Annotated in this window: 14 protein-coding genes; 1 reads left to right on the top strand and 13 read right to left on the bottom strand. The window is 68.4% G+C overall.

Annotated features, from left to right (window positions below; translation table 11 throughout):
* Positions 1-2: 2 nt before the first annotated feature.
* From ACX1DX_RS03010 to ACX1DX_RS02960, 11 genes are all read right to left on the bottom strand, one after another.
* Entirely contained in the window at positions 3-830 is an 828-nt protein-coding gene (locus tag ACX1DX_RS03010) for a shikimate dehydrogenase family protein (protein ID WP_076059525.1), read from the bottom strand.
* Entirely contained in the window at positions 827-1960 is a 1134-nt protein-coding gene (mltG, locus tag ACX1DX_RS03005) for an endolytic transglycosylase MltG (protein ID WP_083665345.1), read from the bottom strand. The genes ACX1DX_RS03010 and mltG overlap by 4 nt, the downstream gene beginning before the upstream one ends.
* Positions 1957-2418, bottom strand: coding sequence for a Holliday junction resolvase RuvX (gene ruvX / locus ACX1DX_RS03000; protein ID WP_459397614.1), 462 nt, complete (start codon positions 2416-2418; stop codon positions 1957-1959). The genes mltG and ruvX overlap by 4 nt, the downstream gene beginning before the upstream one ends.
* Complete coding sequence (gene alaS / locus ACX1DX_RS02995) at positions 2411-5062, bottom strand: alanine--tRNA ligase (RefSeq protein WP_459397613.1); 2652 nt, start codon at positions 5060-5062, stop codon at positions 2411-2413. The genes ruvX and alaS overlap by 8 nt, the downstream gene beginning before the upstream one ends.
* Positions 5063-5087: 25 nt before the next feature.
* Positions 5088-5324: a hypothetical protein gene (locus ACX1DX_RS02990; RefSeq protein WP_459397612.1), complete on the bottom strand. Its 237-nt coding sequence runs from the start codon at positions 5322-5324 to the stop codon at positions 5088-5090.
* Complete coding sequence (locus tag ACX1DX_RS02985) at positions 5321-5701, bottom strand: DUF948 domain-containing protein (protein WP_233120669.1); 381 nt, start codon at positions 5699-5701, stop codon at positions 5321-5323. The genes ACX1DX_RS02990 and ACX1DX_RS02985 overlap by 4 nt, the downstream gene beginning before the upstream one ends.
* Positions 5702-5722: 21 nt before the next feature.
* Positions 5723-7084 (bottom strand): replication-associated recombination protein A, encoded by a 1362-nt coding sequence (locus ACX1DX_RS02980; protein ID WP_076058970.1) that lies wholly within the window; start codon positions 7082-7084, stop codon positions 5723-5725.
* A 9-nt stretch (positions 7085-7093) separates the two neighbouring features.
* Positions 7094-8905, bottom strand: coding sequence for an aspartate--tRNA ligase (gene aspS, locus ACX1DX_RS02975; protein WP_459397611.1), 1812 nt, complete (start codon positions 8903-8905; stop codon positions 7094-7096).
* Between the two features lie 79 nt (positions 8906-8984).
* The gene (locus ACX1DX_RS02970) at positions 8985-9608 is read right to left on the bottom strand and encodes an NADPH-dependent F420 reductase (protein ID WP_459397610.1); all 624 of its coding nucleotides are present in this window, start codon (positions 9606-9608) and stop codon (positions 8985-8987) included.
* Between the two features lie 8 nt (positions 9609-9616).
* Positions 9617-10951 carry a histidine--tRNA ligase gene (gene hisS, locus ACX1DX_RS02965; RefSeq protein ID WP_076058978.1) on the bottom strand — a complete coding sequence of 445 codons (1335 nt, stop codon included), beginning with the start codon at positions 10949-10951 and terminating at the stop codon, positions 9617-9619.
* A 13-nt stretch (positions 10952-10964) separates the two neighbouring features.
* On the bottom strand, positions 10965-11636 hold the full coding sequence (locus tag ACX1DX_RS02960; RefSeq protein ID WP_459397609.1) for an MBL fold metallo-hydrolase: 672 nt from the start codon (positions 11634-11636) through the stop codon (positions 10965-10967).
* Positions 11637-11666: 30 nt separating this feature from the next.
* On the opposite strand from ACX1DX_RS02960, the gene ACX1DX_RS02955 reads away from it, so the two are divergent.
* Entirely contained in the window at positions 11667-12911 is a 1245-nt protein-coding gene (locus ACX1DX_RS02955; protein ID WP_459397608.1) for a DUF349 domain-containing protein, read from the top strand.
* A gap of 93 nt (positions 12912-13004) precedes the next feature.
* Here ACX1DX_RS02955 and ACX1DX_RS02950 read toward each other — a convergent pair whose 3' ends face one another.
* Positions 13005-15278, bottom strand: a complete 2274-nt coding sequence (locus ACX1DX_RS02950; RefSeq protein ID WP_459397607.1) for a RelA/SpoT family protein — start codon at positions 15276-15278, stop codon at positions 13005-13007.
* Positions 15279-15326: 48 nt separating this feature from the next.
* Complete coding sequence (locus ACX1DX_RS02945; protein ID WP_076058989.1) at positions 15327-16412, bottom strand: potassium channel family protein; 1086 nt, start codon at positions 16410-16412, stop codon at positions 15327-15329.
* Positions 16413-16415 lie beyond the last annotated feature (3 nt).

Genomic DNA, 16415 nt, shown 5'->3' with positions numbered 1-16415 from the left:
TGTCAGAGAAGGGAGCGCCTCTTGAGTTCCCGACCGGCTGCCGAACGGCAGTCCTCGAACGTCACGCGGTGCCCGGTGAGCAGGAAGAACTGGTCCACCGCCTGACCGGCCAGGAGGTCAAGGCCGTTGAGCGAGAAACGGCCGGCTTCCCGGGCCGCGAGCCCGAGCGGCGTCGGCCAGGGGTCGTAGACCGCATCGAAGACGACCGTGGCCTCCGCGGCCAGTTTCGTCGCGTGCTCGGCCGTGGCCGGGGCCGGGATGGTGCTGGCCACGAGGTCGACGGGCCCGACGCTCTCCCCCAGCAGGCTGACCTCGGCGTGCAGCCCGAGGGTACGGGCCAGCTCCAGGATCGGCGCCGCCCGCTCCGGCCTCCTGGCCAGCACGATGATCTCCCTGGTCTTGAGCCCCGCGAGGGCGAGCACCAGCGACCGCGCCGTGGCGCCGTTGCCGAGGATGGCCGCCGTGCGGGGCGTCCCCAGGCGGTGCGCCCGCCACGCCCGGACGAAGCCGGGCACGTCGGTGTTGTAGACCTTGGGCTGAGCCCCGAAGACGAGGGTGTTGCCGCCGCCCACCAGCCGGGTGGGTTCGTCGGCCTCCCCGTAGGCCAGCACTGCCTCCTTGTGCGGGGCGGTGACGCTGAGACCGGCCCAGGCCGGGTCGTCGAGGCGGGACCGCACGAAGCCGTCGAGTTCCGCGGGCGTGACGGTGACGGCGTCGTAGCGCCACACGAGGCCGTTGGCCCGGTAGCCGGCACGGTGGATGGCCGGCGACAACGAATGTTCGGCCGGGTCGCCGATGACGGCGGCCCGGTAGCGCCCTCCGGCGCTCATCCGCTGCAGCGGCCGGTGTTGGCCTGGCACCAGGCCTGGAACTCGGCCTGGTTGGCCTGGTGCTCCTCCAGGGTGGCGGCGAACTTCGTCTCGCCGGTGTCCAGGTTGACCGTCACGAAGAAGAGCGCGTCGGTGTCTGCCGGGTTGAGCGCGGCGAGGAGGGCAGATTCGCCGGGGTTGCTGATGGGGCCCGGCGGGTAGCCCTTGTGCACATAGGTGTTGTACGGCGACGGGTTCTGGCGTTCCTCGGCCGTGGTGGTGACCGTGTCCCACCTCTGCACTGCGTAGTGGACGGTGGAGTCCATCTGCAGAGGCATGCCGGCGTTGATGCGGTTGTAGATCACGCGCGCCACCATCGGCTGGTCCTTGGCGCTGCTGACCTCTGCGGCGATGATCGACGCGGTGGTGACGATGTTGCGAGGGGTGACGCCCAGCGCCTGCGCGCCCTCCTCCAGCTTGATCTTGTCCGCCACGCGGTTGAACTGCGACACCTGGGTGGCGATCAGGTACGAGGCGACCGCCGGCTCCCCCACCTGGTAGGTGGACGGGAACAGGAATCCTTCCAACTGGCCGTTGGCATAACCGGGCAGCGGGTAGATGGTGGGATCTGCTGCAGCGGCCTCCATGTCGGCGTAGGTCAACCCGATCACGGAGTTGGCCGGCCGTTCCATGATCTGCCACTGCCTGACGGACACGGTGCCTTCGGGGAAGGTCACCATCAGGCGCTCCACGTTCTCCGGATCCAGCAGCATCCTGAACGCCGTCTCAGCCGGCAGTTCCTTCTTCAGGTTGAAGCGCCCTGCCTGGAGCTGGTCCGACTCGCCGCTGCGCGTGGCCACCTGGCGGAAGGTGCGGGTGGACTTGATGACACCGGCCTCGCGCAGGATCTCGCCGATCTGGGTGATGCTCGCGCCTCGGGGGATGACGATCTGGACGTCGTCCTTGCCCTCCCCCATGTAATCCTCGGCGGTGCGCCAGGACACGTAGGCGTCGTTGGCCTTCGAGTACACGAACCACCCGCCGCCGATGAGCACCGCCAGCGACAGCAGCACCGCAAAGGCGCTGCGCGCCGTGTAACCCAGGCGGCGCCAATTGAGACGACCGTCGTTATCGGTGAACTTCGCGTTCACTCTGCCTCCAGCTCTACAGATTCTCCGACCGGGTGTCCCGTTCGCCCTTCGGCGTCGAGGGCCCGCTGCAGGATCTCCACGGCCGCAGCCTGGTCGATGACCCTGCGCTGCTGCTTGGCGCGACGACCTGCGTCGCCCAGACTACGGGATGCCGACGCGGTACTCATTCTCTCGTCGACGAGCAGCACCGGTGTCGCCGGGATCATCCGGGCGAGCTGAACTGCCTTCTCCACGACGAATTGCGCGGCGAAGCTGCGCTCACCGGCGAGGGTGAGAGGGAGCCCCACGTAGACGACCCCAGGCTCGTACTCCGCCACGATGGCCGCCAGTCGCTGCATCTCGCCGGGGCCGGCCGGCACGGTCTCGACCGGGTAGGCGAAGGAGACCCCGGCGTTGCACGCCGCGACCCCGATCCTCGCCTTGCCCCAGTCGATCCCGAGGCGCGCACCCTCAGGCACGCTCCTCCAGCGCCGTGCGGACAGCAGCGATGGCCTGCGGGCCAGCGGATGCGTCGGTTCCGCCGCCCTGGGCCAGGTCCTCCTTGCCGCCGCCCTTGCCGCCCATTGCAGCGCACGCGACCGAGATCAGGCGACCGGCGCCGAGCCCCAGACCGCGAGCGGCCTCATTGGTGGCCACGATCGCCGTCGGCTTGTCTGCGCCACCGATCAGCGCGACCACGCCTGGCCCGCTCCCGAGCCGCTCGCGCAGGTCGAGCGCCAGGGTGCGCAGCTCGTTGCCGCCCACCCCGGGCGTCTCCACGCCGAGGTAACGGACGCCGTTGACATCCACCGCCCGGTCGACGAGCGAGGCGGCGCCGGCGAGCAACTTCTCGGACTGGAGCTTGGCGATAGCCTTCTCCGCATCCTTGAGCTGGGCCACCATCTTCTCGACCCGCTCCACGAGGTTGTCCGGGCGCACCCGCAGGGCGTCGGTCAGCTGGTTGACGAGCGCGCGCTCAGCCGCAAACTTGGCGAACGCATCCGTGCTGACCAGCGCCTCGACGCGGCGCACACCGGAGCCGATCGACGACTCGCTGAGCAGGTTGAGCACACCGATCTCCGCGGTGTTGGCGACGTGGGTGCCCCCACACAGTTCACGCGACCATGGCCCCGCGAGCTCGACCATCCGGACGACCGGCGGGTACTTCTCGCCGAACATCGCCATGGCACCGAGTGCCTTGGCGTCCTCCAGCTTCATCTCCTGGGCGCTCACGGCGTAGTTGGCGATGATCGCCTCGTTGGCCTTGGCCTCCACCTCCGCCTTGAGCTGGTCCGACAAGCCCTTCGGCGAGGAGAAGTCGAAACGCATGTAGCCGGGCTTGTTGTACGAGCCCGCCTGCGTCGCGTTGGAGCCCACCAGTTCGCGCAGGGCGGCGTGCACGATGTGCGTGGCGGTGTGCGCCTGGCAGGCACCGTGGCGCGCTGCGGCGTCGACCCGAGCATCAACCTGCGCGCCGAGCGGGAGTTCGCCCAGCACCTCTACCCGGTGCACGACCAGGCCGGGCACGGGGCGCTGCACATCGATCACGTCCAGCGAGAAGCCGTCGCCGACGATGGTGCCGCGGTCTGCATCCTGGCCGCCGGCCTCCGCGTAGAACGGGGTCTCCTTCAGCACGATCTCGACGGTGGTGCCGTCCGTGGCCCGGTCCACGTTCACGCCGTCGACGATGATGCCGCGCACACTGGTGGCCACGGAGAGGTCCGTGTAGCCGAGGAAGGGCACCTCACCCTTCTCGCGGAGCTGGCGGTAGGCCTCCACCGAGGCGGCCCCGCCCTTCTTCGCCTTGGAATCCGCGCGGGCGCGTTCCTTCTGCTCCTTCATGAGCTCTTCGAACTTGGCGCGGTCCACGGAGAGGCCGGCCTCACTGGCCATCTCCATGGTGAGGTCGATCGGGAAACCGTACGTGTCGTGCAGCTGGAAGGCCTTGTCACCGGGCAGCGTGGTGACGGCGGACTTCTTCACCTCGCCGACGGCGGTGTCGAACATGACCGTGCCGGACTGCAGGGTGCGACGGAAGGACTCCTCCTCCGCGTAGGCGGACTGGGACACGCGGCCCCATGCCTCTTCGATCTCCGGGAAGGACCCGAGCATGGCGGCCTTGGACACGGGCAGCAGTTCCTGCAGCACCGGGTCACCCACGCCGAGGAGGCGCATGGCGCGCACGACGCGACGCAGGAGGCGGCGCAGCACGTAGCCGCGCGCCTCGTTGCCGGGGGTCACGCCGTCGGTCATCAGCATGAGGCCGGAGCGCACGTGGTCTGCCACGACGCGGAACCGGACGTCGTCCACGTCCGAAGCGCCATAGGACTTGCCTGAGAGCTCGGCCGCCTTGGCGATGACGGGGTACACCTCGTCGATCTCGTACATGTTCGCCACCCCCTGTTTCAGGTAGGCGACGCGTTCGAGGCCGGAGCCGGTGTCGATGTTGCGGTGTGGCAAGGGGCGCAGGACGTCGAAGTCGTCCTTGCGGCGCACCGCGGAGAGCTCCTCCTGCTGGAACACGAGGTTCCAGATCTCGAGGAAGCGGTCCTCGTCTGCCTCGGGGCCGCCGTCGGGGCCGAACTCCGGCCCGCGGTCGATGTAGATCTCCGAGCAAGGCCCACCGGGGCCGGGAACGCCCATGTGCCAGTAGTTGTCCTTGAGCCCGCGCTCCTGGATGTGTTCGCGCGGGATGCCCACCTCGCGCCAGAGGTCGATGGTCTCCTGGTCACCGTAGAGCGCGGTCACCCACACCTTGTCGGCGTCGAAGCCCCATCCGCCGTCGGCCTCGGAGCCCGTCACCAGGTCCCACGCGTACCGGATGGCGCCTTCCTTGAAGTAGTCGCCGAACGCGAAGTTGCCCAGCATCTGGAAGAAGGTGCCGTGCCGGGTGGTCCTGCCCACCTCGTCGATGTCGAGCGTGCGCACGCACTTCTGCGAGCTCACGGCGCGCTTGTACGGCGCGGGCTCGTCGCCCAGGAAGTAGGGCTTGAACGGCACCATGCCCGCGTTGACGAACAGCAGCGTGGGGTCGTTGTACAGCAGCGATGCGCTGGGGACCTTGGTGTGTTCCCGCGCCGCGAAGAAGTCGACGAACCGGCTCCGGATATCGGAGGTCTTCATAAGTGTGGTTCCTTGAAAGTGGAGATCAGTTGGAAGGTGTTTCGGGGAGGTCGAGCTCGCGACGCAACTCGGCTTCGCGCTCGGCCATGGCGCGGCGGAAGGTGGCCATGAAGTCGCCGAAGCCGGCGGCCGTCTCGTGCCCCTTCTTCTCGACCTGCTCGGCCAGCCCGCGCGGCGTGAGCTTGTACAGCAGTTCCCGGCCCCGCAGCATCACAAAGATGGTCAGGCCGATCCCCAGGAGCATCCAGAAGAGCCGGCTCACTTCCTGCGCCCCTTGAGTGCCTTCCGCACGCCGTAGCTGAACGCGGCGGTCTTCACCAGTGGGCCGCCCAGGGTGGCGGCGAACAGCGTCGACAGTTGCGCGGCGTTCTCGCTCACGACGGTGGCGTGCCCGGTGACCTTGGCGGCGTCCTCCGTCACGACCCCGAGCTTCAGCAGCTCGGTGTTCGTGGTGGCCACGGTGCTCTTGAGTTCCTGCAGCACCGGCACGGAGTTGTGCCCGATGTCGCGGACGGCGAGACGCACCTCGTCGAGGGCGCGCCCGGCCTTGAGCAGCGGTACTGCGGCCAGGGCCACGAATACGCAGGCCGCGATCGCCGCGATCAGGCCTGCAACCTCTCCAACAGTCATGAGCGTCATGGGCGTAACTCTAGCCGACCATCATCCTTCGCCCAGCAGCGCGCGCAGCGCAGCGACGCGCTCGGCGATGGCGGCCTCCTGGCCGTGGTCCGTGGGGTGGTAGTACTCGGTTCCGACGAGGTCCTCCGGCAGGTAGACCTGAGGCGCCACGCCGTGCGGGTAGTCATGGGCGTACTTGTAACCCTTGCCGTGGCCGAGCTTCTCAGCGCCGGCGTAGTGCGCGTCGCGCAGATGGGGCGGCACGAGACCGCCCTTGCCCTGCCTGATGTCGGCGATGGCGGCGTTGATCGCCGCGTACGCCGCGTTCGACTTCGGCGCCGTGGCGGCCGCGACGGTGGCGTGGGCCAGCGTGATGCGCGCCTCGGGCATGCCGAGCAGTTGCACTGCCTGGGCCGCAGCCACGCAGGTCTGCAGCACCCCGCTGGCGGCCATGCCGATGTCCTCGCTGGCCGAGATCATCAGGCGTCGCGCGATGAAGCGGGGGTCCTCCCCCGCCTCGAGCATCCGCGCCAGGTAGTGCAGGGCCGCGTCCACGTCGGAGCCGCGGACCGACTTGATGAACGCCGAGATGATGTCGTAGTGCTGGTCGCCGTCCTTGTCGTAGCGCACCGCGGCGCGGTCGGCCGACGACTCCACCGAGGCCACGTCGATCAGCGCCCCGCCCTTGGCGTCTGCTGCCGCAGCGGATTCCTCGAGGTAGGTGAGCGCGCGGCGGGCGTCGCCACCGGCGAGACGCAGGATGAGGTCGCGGGCGTCGTCCGCCAGTTCGAACAGGTCGCCGTTGGCGCGCGCCAGGCCGCGCTCGTCCGTGAGGGCGCGGTCCACGAGGGCGGAGAGGTCCGCCTCGTCGAGCGGCTGCAGGCGCAGCAGGAGCGAGCGCGACAGCAGCGGAGAGATCACCGAGAAGCTGGGGTTCTCCGTGGTGGCCGCGATCAGCGTGACCAGGCGGTTCTCGACGGCGGGCAGCAGGACGTCCTGCTGGGCCTTGGAGAAGCGGTGCACCTCGTCGACGAACAGGACCGTGGCGTTGCCGCGCGCCAGTTCCCGCTTGGCCTCGGCCAGCTCCGCCCGCACCTCCCTGACCCCGGCCGTGACGGCCGAGAGTTCCACGAACCGCCGGCGGGTGGCCTGCGAGACGACCGAGGCGATGGTGGTCTTGCCGACGCCGGGAGGCCCCCACAAGAACACCGACATGGGTTGGCCCTCAGCGAGCCGGCGGAGCGGTGAGCCGGGGGCGAGGAGGTGCTGCTGCCCGACGATCTCGTCGAGCGAACGCGGCCGCAGGCGCACCGCGAGGGGCGCCTGCGGGTTCATCGCGTCGCTCAGCGACCCGCCCCGGGCCGTGGGCTCGGGGTCAGGGTTGCCGAAAAGGTCGTAGCTCATGGCCGTGGCTCAGGAAGCGCCTTCTGCCGGCTTGGCGTCCTTGGCGTCCTTGGGTTCCGGCTTGTGGTCCACGCCGGCCTCCCTGCGCTGCTTCGGGTCGATCGCGGCCGGGGCCTCGGTCAACGGGTCGAATCCGCCGCCGCTCTTCGGGAAGGCGATGACGTCGCGGATGGTGTCGAAGCCGCCGAGCAGCATGACGAGGCGGTCCAGCCCGAACGCGATGCCGCCGTGCGGCGGGGCGCCGAAGCTGAAGGCGTCGAGCAGGAAGCCGAACTTCTCCTGGGCCTCGTCGTCGCCGATGCCCATGACCTTGAACACCCGCTCCTGCACGTCGCGGCGGTGGATACGGATGGATCCGCCGCCCACCTCGTTGCCGTTGCAGACGAAGTCGTAGCCGTAGCTGAGCGCCGAGCCGGGGTCAGTATCGAACGTGTCCAGGCACTCCGGGGTCGGCGAGGTGAAGGCGTGGTGGACCGCGGTCCACTTGCCCTCGCCCACCGCGACGTCACCGGCGGCCTGAGCGTCCTCCGTCGACTTGAACATGGGCGCGTCGACCACCCAGACGAAGCTCCACTCGTCCTCGTTGATGAGGCCGGTGCGGCGACCGATCTCGAGGCGGGCGGCGCCCAGGAGTTCCTGGGACTGCTCGCGGCGGCCGGCGGCGAAGAAGATGGCGTCGCCCGGCTGGGCGTCCATGATCCCGGCGATGCCGTCGCGCTCCACGTCGGACAGGTTCTTGGCCACCGGGCCACCGAGCGTGCCGTCCTCACCGATGGTGATGTAGGCCAGCCCACGGGCACCGCGCTGCTTGGCCCATTCCTGCCAGGCGTCGAACTGACGACGCGGCAGCGAGGCGCCACCGGGCATCACGACGCCGCCGACGTACTCGTTCTGGAACACGCGGAACGCGGTGTCCTTGAAGAACTCGGTGAGCTCGCGGATCTTGAGGTCGAAGCGGAGGTCGGGCTTGTCCGAGCCGTAGTCGTTCATGGCGTCGTGCCAGGTGATCCGCGGCAGCGGCAGCGACATCTCGACACCGATGAGACGCCAGCAGGCGGCCATGACCTCTTCGGAGAGGGCGATGACGTCGTCCTGGTCCACGAAGCTCATCTCGATGTCGAGCTGGGTGAACTCCGGCTGACGGTCCGCGCGGAAGTCCTCGTCGCGGTAGCAGCGGGCGATCTGGTAGTACCGCTCCATGCCGCCCACCATGAGCAACTGCTTGAACAGCTGCGGGCTCTGGGGCAGGGCGTACCACTTGCCCGGGTGGAGGCGCGCAGGCACGATGAAGTCGCGGGCGCCCTCGGGAGTGGAGCGCGTCAGGGTGGGGGTCTCCACGTCGTAGAAGCGGTGTCTGGCCAGCACCTCACGGATGGTGTGGGTCACGTTGGAGCGCAGCACCATGGCCTCGTGCTGCCGCGGGCGGCGCAGGTCCAAGTAACGGTACTTCAGGCGCACGTCCTCGCCGACGGTGGTGCGCTCGTCGATCTGGAACGGCAGCGGCGCGGCGGGGTTCAGCACCTCGAGCTCGCGGATGACCACCTCGACCTCGCCGGTGGGGATGTTGGGGTTGACGTTGCCGTCCTCGCGCTTGTCCACCAGGCCGGTGACCCGGATGCAGAACTCATTGCGCAGGTCGTGGATGCCGGCGGATTCGAGGTACTCGTCGCGCACGACGATCTGGCAGATGCCCGATGCATCCCGCAGGTCGATGAAGGCGACGCCGCCGTGGTCGCGGCGCTTGGCCACCCATCCGGCGAGAACGACTTCCTGGCCCACGTGCTCGGCACGCAACGTGCCGGCCTCAAAGGTGCGAATCACTTCACTTGTCCTATCTTTGGCTGCATAGACGGTGCAGCTCGTCCGGCCATCGTAACGAGACTCTGGCGTGGGGCGACAATCAGAGGCCGAGGGCCTCGCGGAGCTCTGCCACGGACACCGGCCTCCCGAAGACCGGGGAATCGGGTTCCAGGCAGCGCGACGCGGCCGTGGGGGCCTCCACCGGATCGAACCCCAGGGAGTCGACGACGGAGGCGACGACGGCGCGGGCCTCCTCGTCGTCGGAGATGACGGCGATCGCCCTTCGCAGCGGATGCCCGGCCTCCCGTGCGTCTCCCGTGAGGTCCAGGTATCCGAGGTGGTTGAGCGACTTCACCAAACGCATCTCAGGGTTGCGCATCCTGATCAGCGACGACGTGGTGCCGCCGTGCTCCTCGTCGAGGTGACCGCCGGCCGCCTCCCAGGCATTCATCGCGTCGACGACGATCTTGCCGCCCAGCGCGTCGAAATTCACGGAACGCGCCTTGCCGAACGGGATGGCGAGCACGACCAGGTCCGACTGCGCGACCACGTCCGCCTCAGGCAGCAGCTGGGCTCCGGGGAGCACCGTGCCGATGACGAGCTCGAGCATGGCCTGGCGCGGTGAACCGGAGATCCTCACCTCGTAGCCGGCGTCGAGGGCCAGCCGGGCGAGCGCCGTGCCGAGCTTGCCCGCGCCGATGACACCGATGCGCTGCACGTCCATGGTGGCCGTCAGAGCGCCGACCCGACGGAGACCCGGAGGTCTTCGGCCGGGGGCAGCCATTCCAGCGGCGAGGCCGGGACCTGCTCACCGGTGCGGATGTCCTTGACCGAGTCGTCGTGACCGGCGCCGAACCAGACGAACGGGATACCGCGACGCTCGGCGTAGCGGATCTGCTTGCCGAACTTGTCCGCCTTGGGGGCGACCTCGACCGGGATGTTTCGGCTGCGCAGGGCGGCCGCGACGGCGATGGCCTGCTCGCGGGTCTCCTCGTTGTCCACGGCCACGAGGACCGCGCTGGGGACGGAGCGCGACGCAGTGAGCTTCTTCTGCCCGATCAGGGGGGCAAGGATGCGGGTGATGCCGAACGAGTAGCCGACGCCGGGGAAGGTGGTCTTCCCATCGCTGGCGAGGGAGTCGTAGCGCCCGCCGGAGGCGACGGAGCCGAGCTTCTCCGAGCCCACCAGCGAGGTCTCGTAGACCGTGCCGGTGTAGTAATCCAGCCCGCGCGCGATCTTGAGGTCCGCCACCACGCGGTCCGGCACTGAGCGACCGGCCACCCGGATCAGCGCGGAGAGCTCCTCCAGGCCGGTGTCCAGCAGTTCGTGGGTGACGCCCAGCGCCCGCACGTCGTCGACGAACGACTCGTCCGTGGCGGCGATGCCGGCCAGCGACACGCAGGCCTTGGCCTGCGCGCTGCTGAGGCCGAGCTCGTTGACGAGCAGTTCGGCGACCGCGTCGGGGCCGATCTTGTCGAACTTGTCGACGCGCTGCAGCACCGCCGCGGTGTCGTCGATGCCGAGACCGCGGTAGAAACCCTCGGAGAGCTTGCGGTTGTTCACGTGCAGGCTCACCGGGGGAAGACCTAGATCCGTGTGGAGCTTCTCGAACACGTCCAGGGCCACGAGCGGGATCTCGACGTCGTGGTGGGCAGCGAGGTTCCCCTGCCCGACGATGTCGATGTCGGCCTGCGTGAACTCGCGGTAGCGGCCCTCCTGGGGGCGCTCACCGCGCCAGACCTTCTGGATCTGGTAGCGGCGGAACGGGAAGACCAGGTGCCCGGCGTTCTCCAGCACGTAGCGGGCGAACGGCACCGTCAGGTCGAAGTGCAGACCCAGCTCGTCGGCATCCCCGGCTTCCGCATGGAGGCGGCGGACCACGTAGATCTCCTTGTCGATCTCGCCCTTGCGCGCGAGTTGGTCGAGCGGCTCGACGGCCCGTGTCTCAATGGGGGCGAAACCGTGCAGCTCGAACGTGGTGCGCACCACGTCGAGGACGCGGTTCTCCACGAAACGACCGGCGGGCAGGAACTCGGGGAAGCCGCTGAGCGGCCTGGGGCGGGACAAGGTGGCGGTACCTCTACACGTTTCCGGGCTGCAGGTATGGGTTGGTGGCGAGCTCCTGGGCCAGGCTGGTGGGCTGGCCGTGCCCCGGCAGCAGAGGGGTCTGCGCCGGGAAGTGCTCGACGATGCGCCGCAGCGAGTCACGCATCTCGGCCATGTTACCGCCGGGCAGATCGGTGCGCCCGATCGTGCCCGCGAAGAGCACGTCGCCGCTGAACACCACGGTGGTGCGCGACGAGGTGACGCGCAGCAGCGTGGAACCCCTGGTGTGCCCGGGCGCCGCGAAGGCCTCGACGGTGACGCCGGCCACGGTGAACGGCTCGCCGTAGTCGCGCACGTCGTCGATGGCGGGCAGCGTCTCTGAGCCGGTGAGTTGCCGCAGCATCGCTGCGCCGCTGGGCCCAAGACCATCGGCTGGACGGGTGAGGAGGTGCTGGTCCGCGGCCGCCAGGTAGACGGGCACGCCCCAGCGCGCGGCGAGCAGATGGGCGTCGCCCACGTGGTCCAGGTGGCCATGCGTGGCGAGGATGGCCATGGGGCTCAGCCCCCGCTCGAGGATGACCGATTCGACCGGCTCATCGGCGGTGATCCCGGGGTCCACGATGACGCACTCCGACACGGCCTCGGAAGCGCTCACCACATAACAATTTGCTTGCCAAGGGGATACAGGTATGGGCTGGACGAGCACACACCCACCCTATCCCGCTAGATTGGGCCCATGAGCGAACAGCAAGCGCCCGCAGATTTCGGCCGCGTCGATGCAGACGGCACGGTGTACGTCATCACGGGTGACACAGAACGAAGTGTCGGGCAGATTCCCGATTCCACCCCCGAGGAAGCCATGGCTTTCTACGTCCGCCGCTACGAGAACCTGGCTGCGGAGGTGAGCCTCCTGGAATCGCGCGTGAAGGCCCAGGCCATGTCGCCCGAAGAGGCACGCACCGCGATCGAAACTGCGAAGAAGAACGTGGCCGAGGCCAACGCCGTGGGCGACCTACCGGCGTTGACCGCCCGTCTCGAGGCCGTCAGCGAACTGCTGCCCGCCCAGATCGAGGCGCGGAAGGCCCAGCGTGCCGAGCAGAACGCGGTCACCGTCGCCGCGAAGGAAGCGATGGTCGTGGAGGCCGAGCAACTCGCCGCCGGCAACGACTGGCGCGGTGGCGTGGACCGCTTCCGCACCCTGCTGGACGAGTGGAAGGCACTCCCCCGCATCGACCGCGCCACTGACAACGAACTGTGGCACCGGTTCTCGTCGGCGCGCACCCAGTACACCCGTCGCCGCAAGGCGCACTTCTCGGAGCTGAATTCGCATCGTGACGACGCGAAGGCCGTCAAGGAGGCGATCATCGCGGAGGCCGAGCCGCTCGCCACGTCCACAGACTGGGGCGCCACCTCTGCGGCCTTCCGTGACCTGATGACCCGCTGGAAGGCTGCGGGCAGCGCCCGTCGCGCAGACGACGACAAGCTCTGGGCACGCTTCCGGGGCATCCAGGACGAGTTCTTCAACGCCCGCTCCGAAGCGCAGAACGCCGCCGACGGCGAGCAGTCGGAGAACCTGGCCGCGAAGCAGGCGCTGGTGGAGAAGGTCGAGAAGGACCTCGAGGGTGTGACCGACATCGAGGCCGCCAAGAGTATCCACCGCGACTTCCTCGCCCAGTTCAACGAGATCGGCCATGTGCCCCGCAACGCCATGCGCGACATGGACAACCGGGTCCGCACCCTCGGCGAGAAGGTTTCCGAACTCGAGGCCGAGGAGTGGCGTCGCACGGATCCCGAGGCGCGCGAGCGCGCCGAGAGCACCGTGAAGATGTTCGAGGACCAGATCGCGAAGTTGGAGCAGGACCTCGCCCGGGCGCAGGAACGCGGGGACGACAAGAAGGCCAAGGACGCGCAGAAGTCGATCGAGACCTACACCAGCTGGCTGGAGCAGGCCCGGGAGACACTCGCAGATTTCACCAAGTAACCGGTCCGGGAACTTCGAGGGAGATTCCTGCCACATCGGCGCCCTAGGGCGTCATGTGGCAGGATTCTCCCTCTTTTTTGTGGCCGGGTGCGCTCAGCCGGCGACGCGGAAGACGTCGTAGACGCCTGGCACGCGCCGGATCAGGTTCATCACGTGCTGCAGATGGGTGGGATCTGCGGATTCGAAGGTCATCTTGCCCGTGAACTGGCGCTGCTTGTTGGTGGTGATGTTCACCGCGAGGATGTCGAGGTGCTGCTCTGAGAGCACCGACGACACATCGGAGAGCAGGCGCGCGCGGTCGATGCCCTCGATCTGGATGGTCACGCTGTACGACGCGCCCTCCTGGCTGTCGGACCAGGACACGGGCACGACGCGCTCGGGTTCCTTCATCAGCGACGGCACGTTGCTGCAGTCGCGGCGGTGGACCGAGACGCCGTCGCCCTTGGTGACGAAGCCCATGATGTCGTCGCCCGGCAGGGGGTAACAGCACTTGGCGTACTTGGCGATGACGGAGTCGTCGCCGTCCACGAGGATCCGCGCACTGTCGGTGATCGGCCGGCGGTGCTGTTTGACCACCAGGTCTTCCGTGACGGTGTCGACGGTCTCGTCCTCGCCGCCGTGCAACTGGACGAGCTTCTCGACCACGCCTTGCGGGCCGATGTGGCCCTCGCCGATGGCCACGTAGAGACTGGGCACGTCGTTGTAGCCCAGCGCGTTGGCGACGGCCGTGAGGTTCTCGAGGGTCAGCAACCTCTGCAGCGGCACGCCGGCGCGCCGGAGGTCCTTCGCGAGCATGTCCTTGCCCTGCTCCATCGCGACGTCGCGACGTTCGCGGGAGAAGTGCTGGCGGATCTTCTGCCGGGCCCGGGAGCTGACGACGAAACCCAGCCAGTCGCGGCTGGGGCCCGCGCCTTCGGCCTTGGAGGTGAGGATCTCAACCTTGTCGCCCTGCTGCAGCGGCGTGCTGAGCGCCACCAGGCGGCCGTTGACCCTGGCGCCGATCGTCCGGTAGCCCACCTCCGTGTGGACGGCGAAGGCGAAGTCGACGGGCGTGGCGCCGACGGGCAGCGCCATGACCTCACCCTTCGGCGTGAACACGTAGATCTCGTCGGCGTTGATCTCGAACAGCACAGAGTCGAGGAACTCGCTGGGGTCCTCGGTCTCCTTGCTCATGACGCCCAGTTGGTGCATGGCCCGCAGACCCGCCTCCTCCGGCGACACGCCGTCGCGGAGGTCCGCCTTGTACTTCCAGTGCGCCGCGACACCGTACTCGGCGCGGCGGTGCATCTCGTGCGTGCGGATCTGGAACTCGACCGGTTCGTTGTTGGCGCCCAGCACCGTGGTGTGCAACGACTGGTACATGTTGAATTTCGGGCCGGCGATGTAGTCCTTGAACCGGCCGGGGATGGGCTTCCACCCCGCGTGCGCCACACCCAGCACCGCGTAGCAGTCCTTGATGTCGTGGACGAGGACCCGCAGCCCGATGAGGTCGTAGATGTCCTTGAAGTCGCGCCCGCGCACCATCATCTTCTGGTAGATCGAGTAGTAGTGCTTCGGCCGGCCGTAGACCGTGGCGTCGATCTTGGACTCAACGAGCAGCTTCTGGAACTGGGCGATCAGCTCGCGCAGGTAGCGTTCGCGGCCGGGCGCCTGCTGAGCCACCATGTCGACGATCTCGGCGTAGACCTTGGGCTCGATCGTGGCGAACGAGAGGTCTTCCAGTTCCCACTTGATCGTGTTCATGCCCAGGCGGTGGGCCAGCGGGGCGAAGATGTTCAGGGTCTCGGTGGCGATCCGCACCCGCTTGTCGGGCCTCAGGTAGCCCAGCGTGCGCATGTTGTGCAGCCGGTCCGCCAGCTTGATGACGAGGACCCGGACCTCTTCGCTGGTGGCCATGATCATCTTGCGGATGGTCTCGGCCTTGGCGGTCTCGCCGTACGTGAGCTTGTCCAGCTTGGTGACGCCGTCCACCATGTGGGCGACTTCCTCACCGAACTCCACCTGCAGTTGGTCCAGCGAGTAGTCGGTGTCCTCCACCGTGTCATGCAGCAACGCCGCGACGAGGACCGGCTCAGTCATACCCAGTTCAGCCAGGATGGTGGCCACGGCCAGCGGGTGCGTGATGTACGGGTCCCCGGACTTGCGGGTCTGCCCCTCGTGGTAATGCTCAGCGACCCGGTAGGCCCGCTCGATGACCGACAGATCCGCGCGCGGATGGTTGGACCGGACGATGCGGTTCAGCGGATCGAGGATGGCCGATTTGGGCCGTACGGCACCCAGCCGGGCCAGCCGGTGCCGCATTCGGAGACGCGGCTGTTCCGGCCCGGTCACCAACCGGGAGGTACCGCCGAGGGGCTCATCCGTCATGCTGGCCAAGTGTAGTGCGTGTGCGCACAATGACGCGGACGGCGTGGATCAGAGGTCGTCGTCATCGACCGCGCGCAGCACGTCCTTCGACGCGGGCGGCGCGGCCCGGCGCACGACGATGAGTTCGTCGCCTGTCTCGATGCGGGTGGCGGTCTGGTCGTAGAAACGGCGCAGGGTGCCGTTGCGGATCAGGCCGATGACACGCTCCCCCAGCACGGACGACGGCGGCTTGCCCACTTCCTCGATCTCCGCGAGGCGCTGGTGGACCTCGAGGCCCTCGGCGCCGGTGAGCATGTCCTGCATGATCGTGCCGAGTTCGGGGCCGATCGCCGACAGACCCAGGAGCCTGCCGACCGTCTCGGAACTGGTCACCACCGACGAGGCCCCGGATTGGCGCACCAGCATCACATTGTCCTGCTCCCGCACCGACACGATGACGCCGGCCGTGGGGTTGATCTGCCGCACGTTGAGCGTGGTCAGGATGGCCGCGTCGTCGCGGTCCAGGGAGATGATCACCTGCCGAGCCTTGGCTACCTCCGCCCGCCGCAACAGCGAGCGACGCGTGGCGTCGCCCTGGAACGCGGCCAGCCCGTCGAGGTTGGCCTCGTTGACGGCCGCTGCCGAGCTGTCGATGACGACGATGCGGTCCGGCTTCTGGCCCTGCCTGCGAAGTGTGTTGACGGCGCTTCGCCCCTTGGTGCCGTAGCCGATGACGACGACGTGGTTACGCATGGTTCTTCTCCACAGGTTGTCCTTGATGCTGCGGCTGCCCTCGTTCGCGAGCACCTCGATGGTGGTGCCGACCAACAGCACCAGGAAGCCGATGCGCAGCGGCGTGATGACCAGCGCGTTGATCAGGCGGGCGTGGGTCGCCACCGGGGTGATGTCGCCGTAGCCGGTGGTGGTGACCGTGACCGTCGAGTAGTAGATGGCATCGATGAAGCTGACGCCGTCCTGCGCGGTGTTGTCGCGGTACGCATCATTGTCGAGCCACACCAGCATGGTGGAAATCAGCAGCAGGATCAGCGCGAGGGCGCCGCGGCGCGCCAGTTCCTTGAAGGGGGAACTGGTGATGCGGGGCAGACTGACCAGGGACAGGACCCCGCCGCGCCCCCCGGGCTGCAGTTTGGCCATGGC

The sequence above is a fragment of the Tessaracoccus zhenghani genome, from assembly GCF_054552775.1.
Note: the sequence above shows the minus strand (reverse complement) of the source record. Positions and strands in the feature narration are given on the sequence as shown.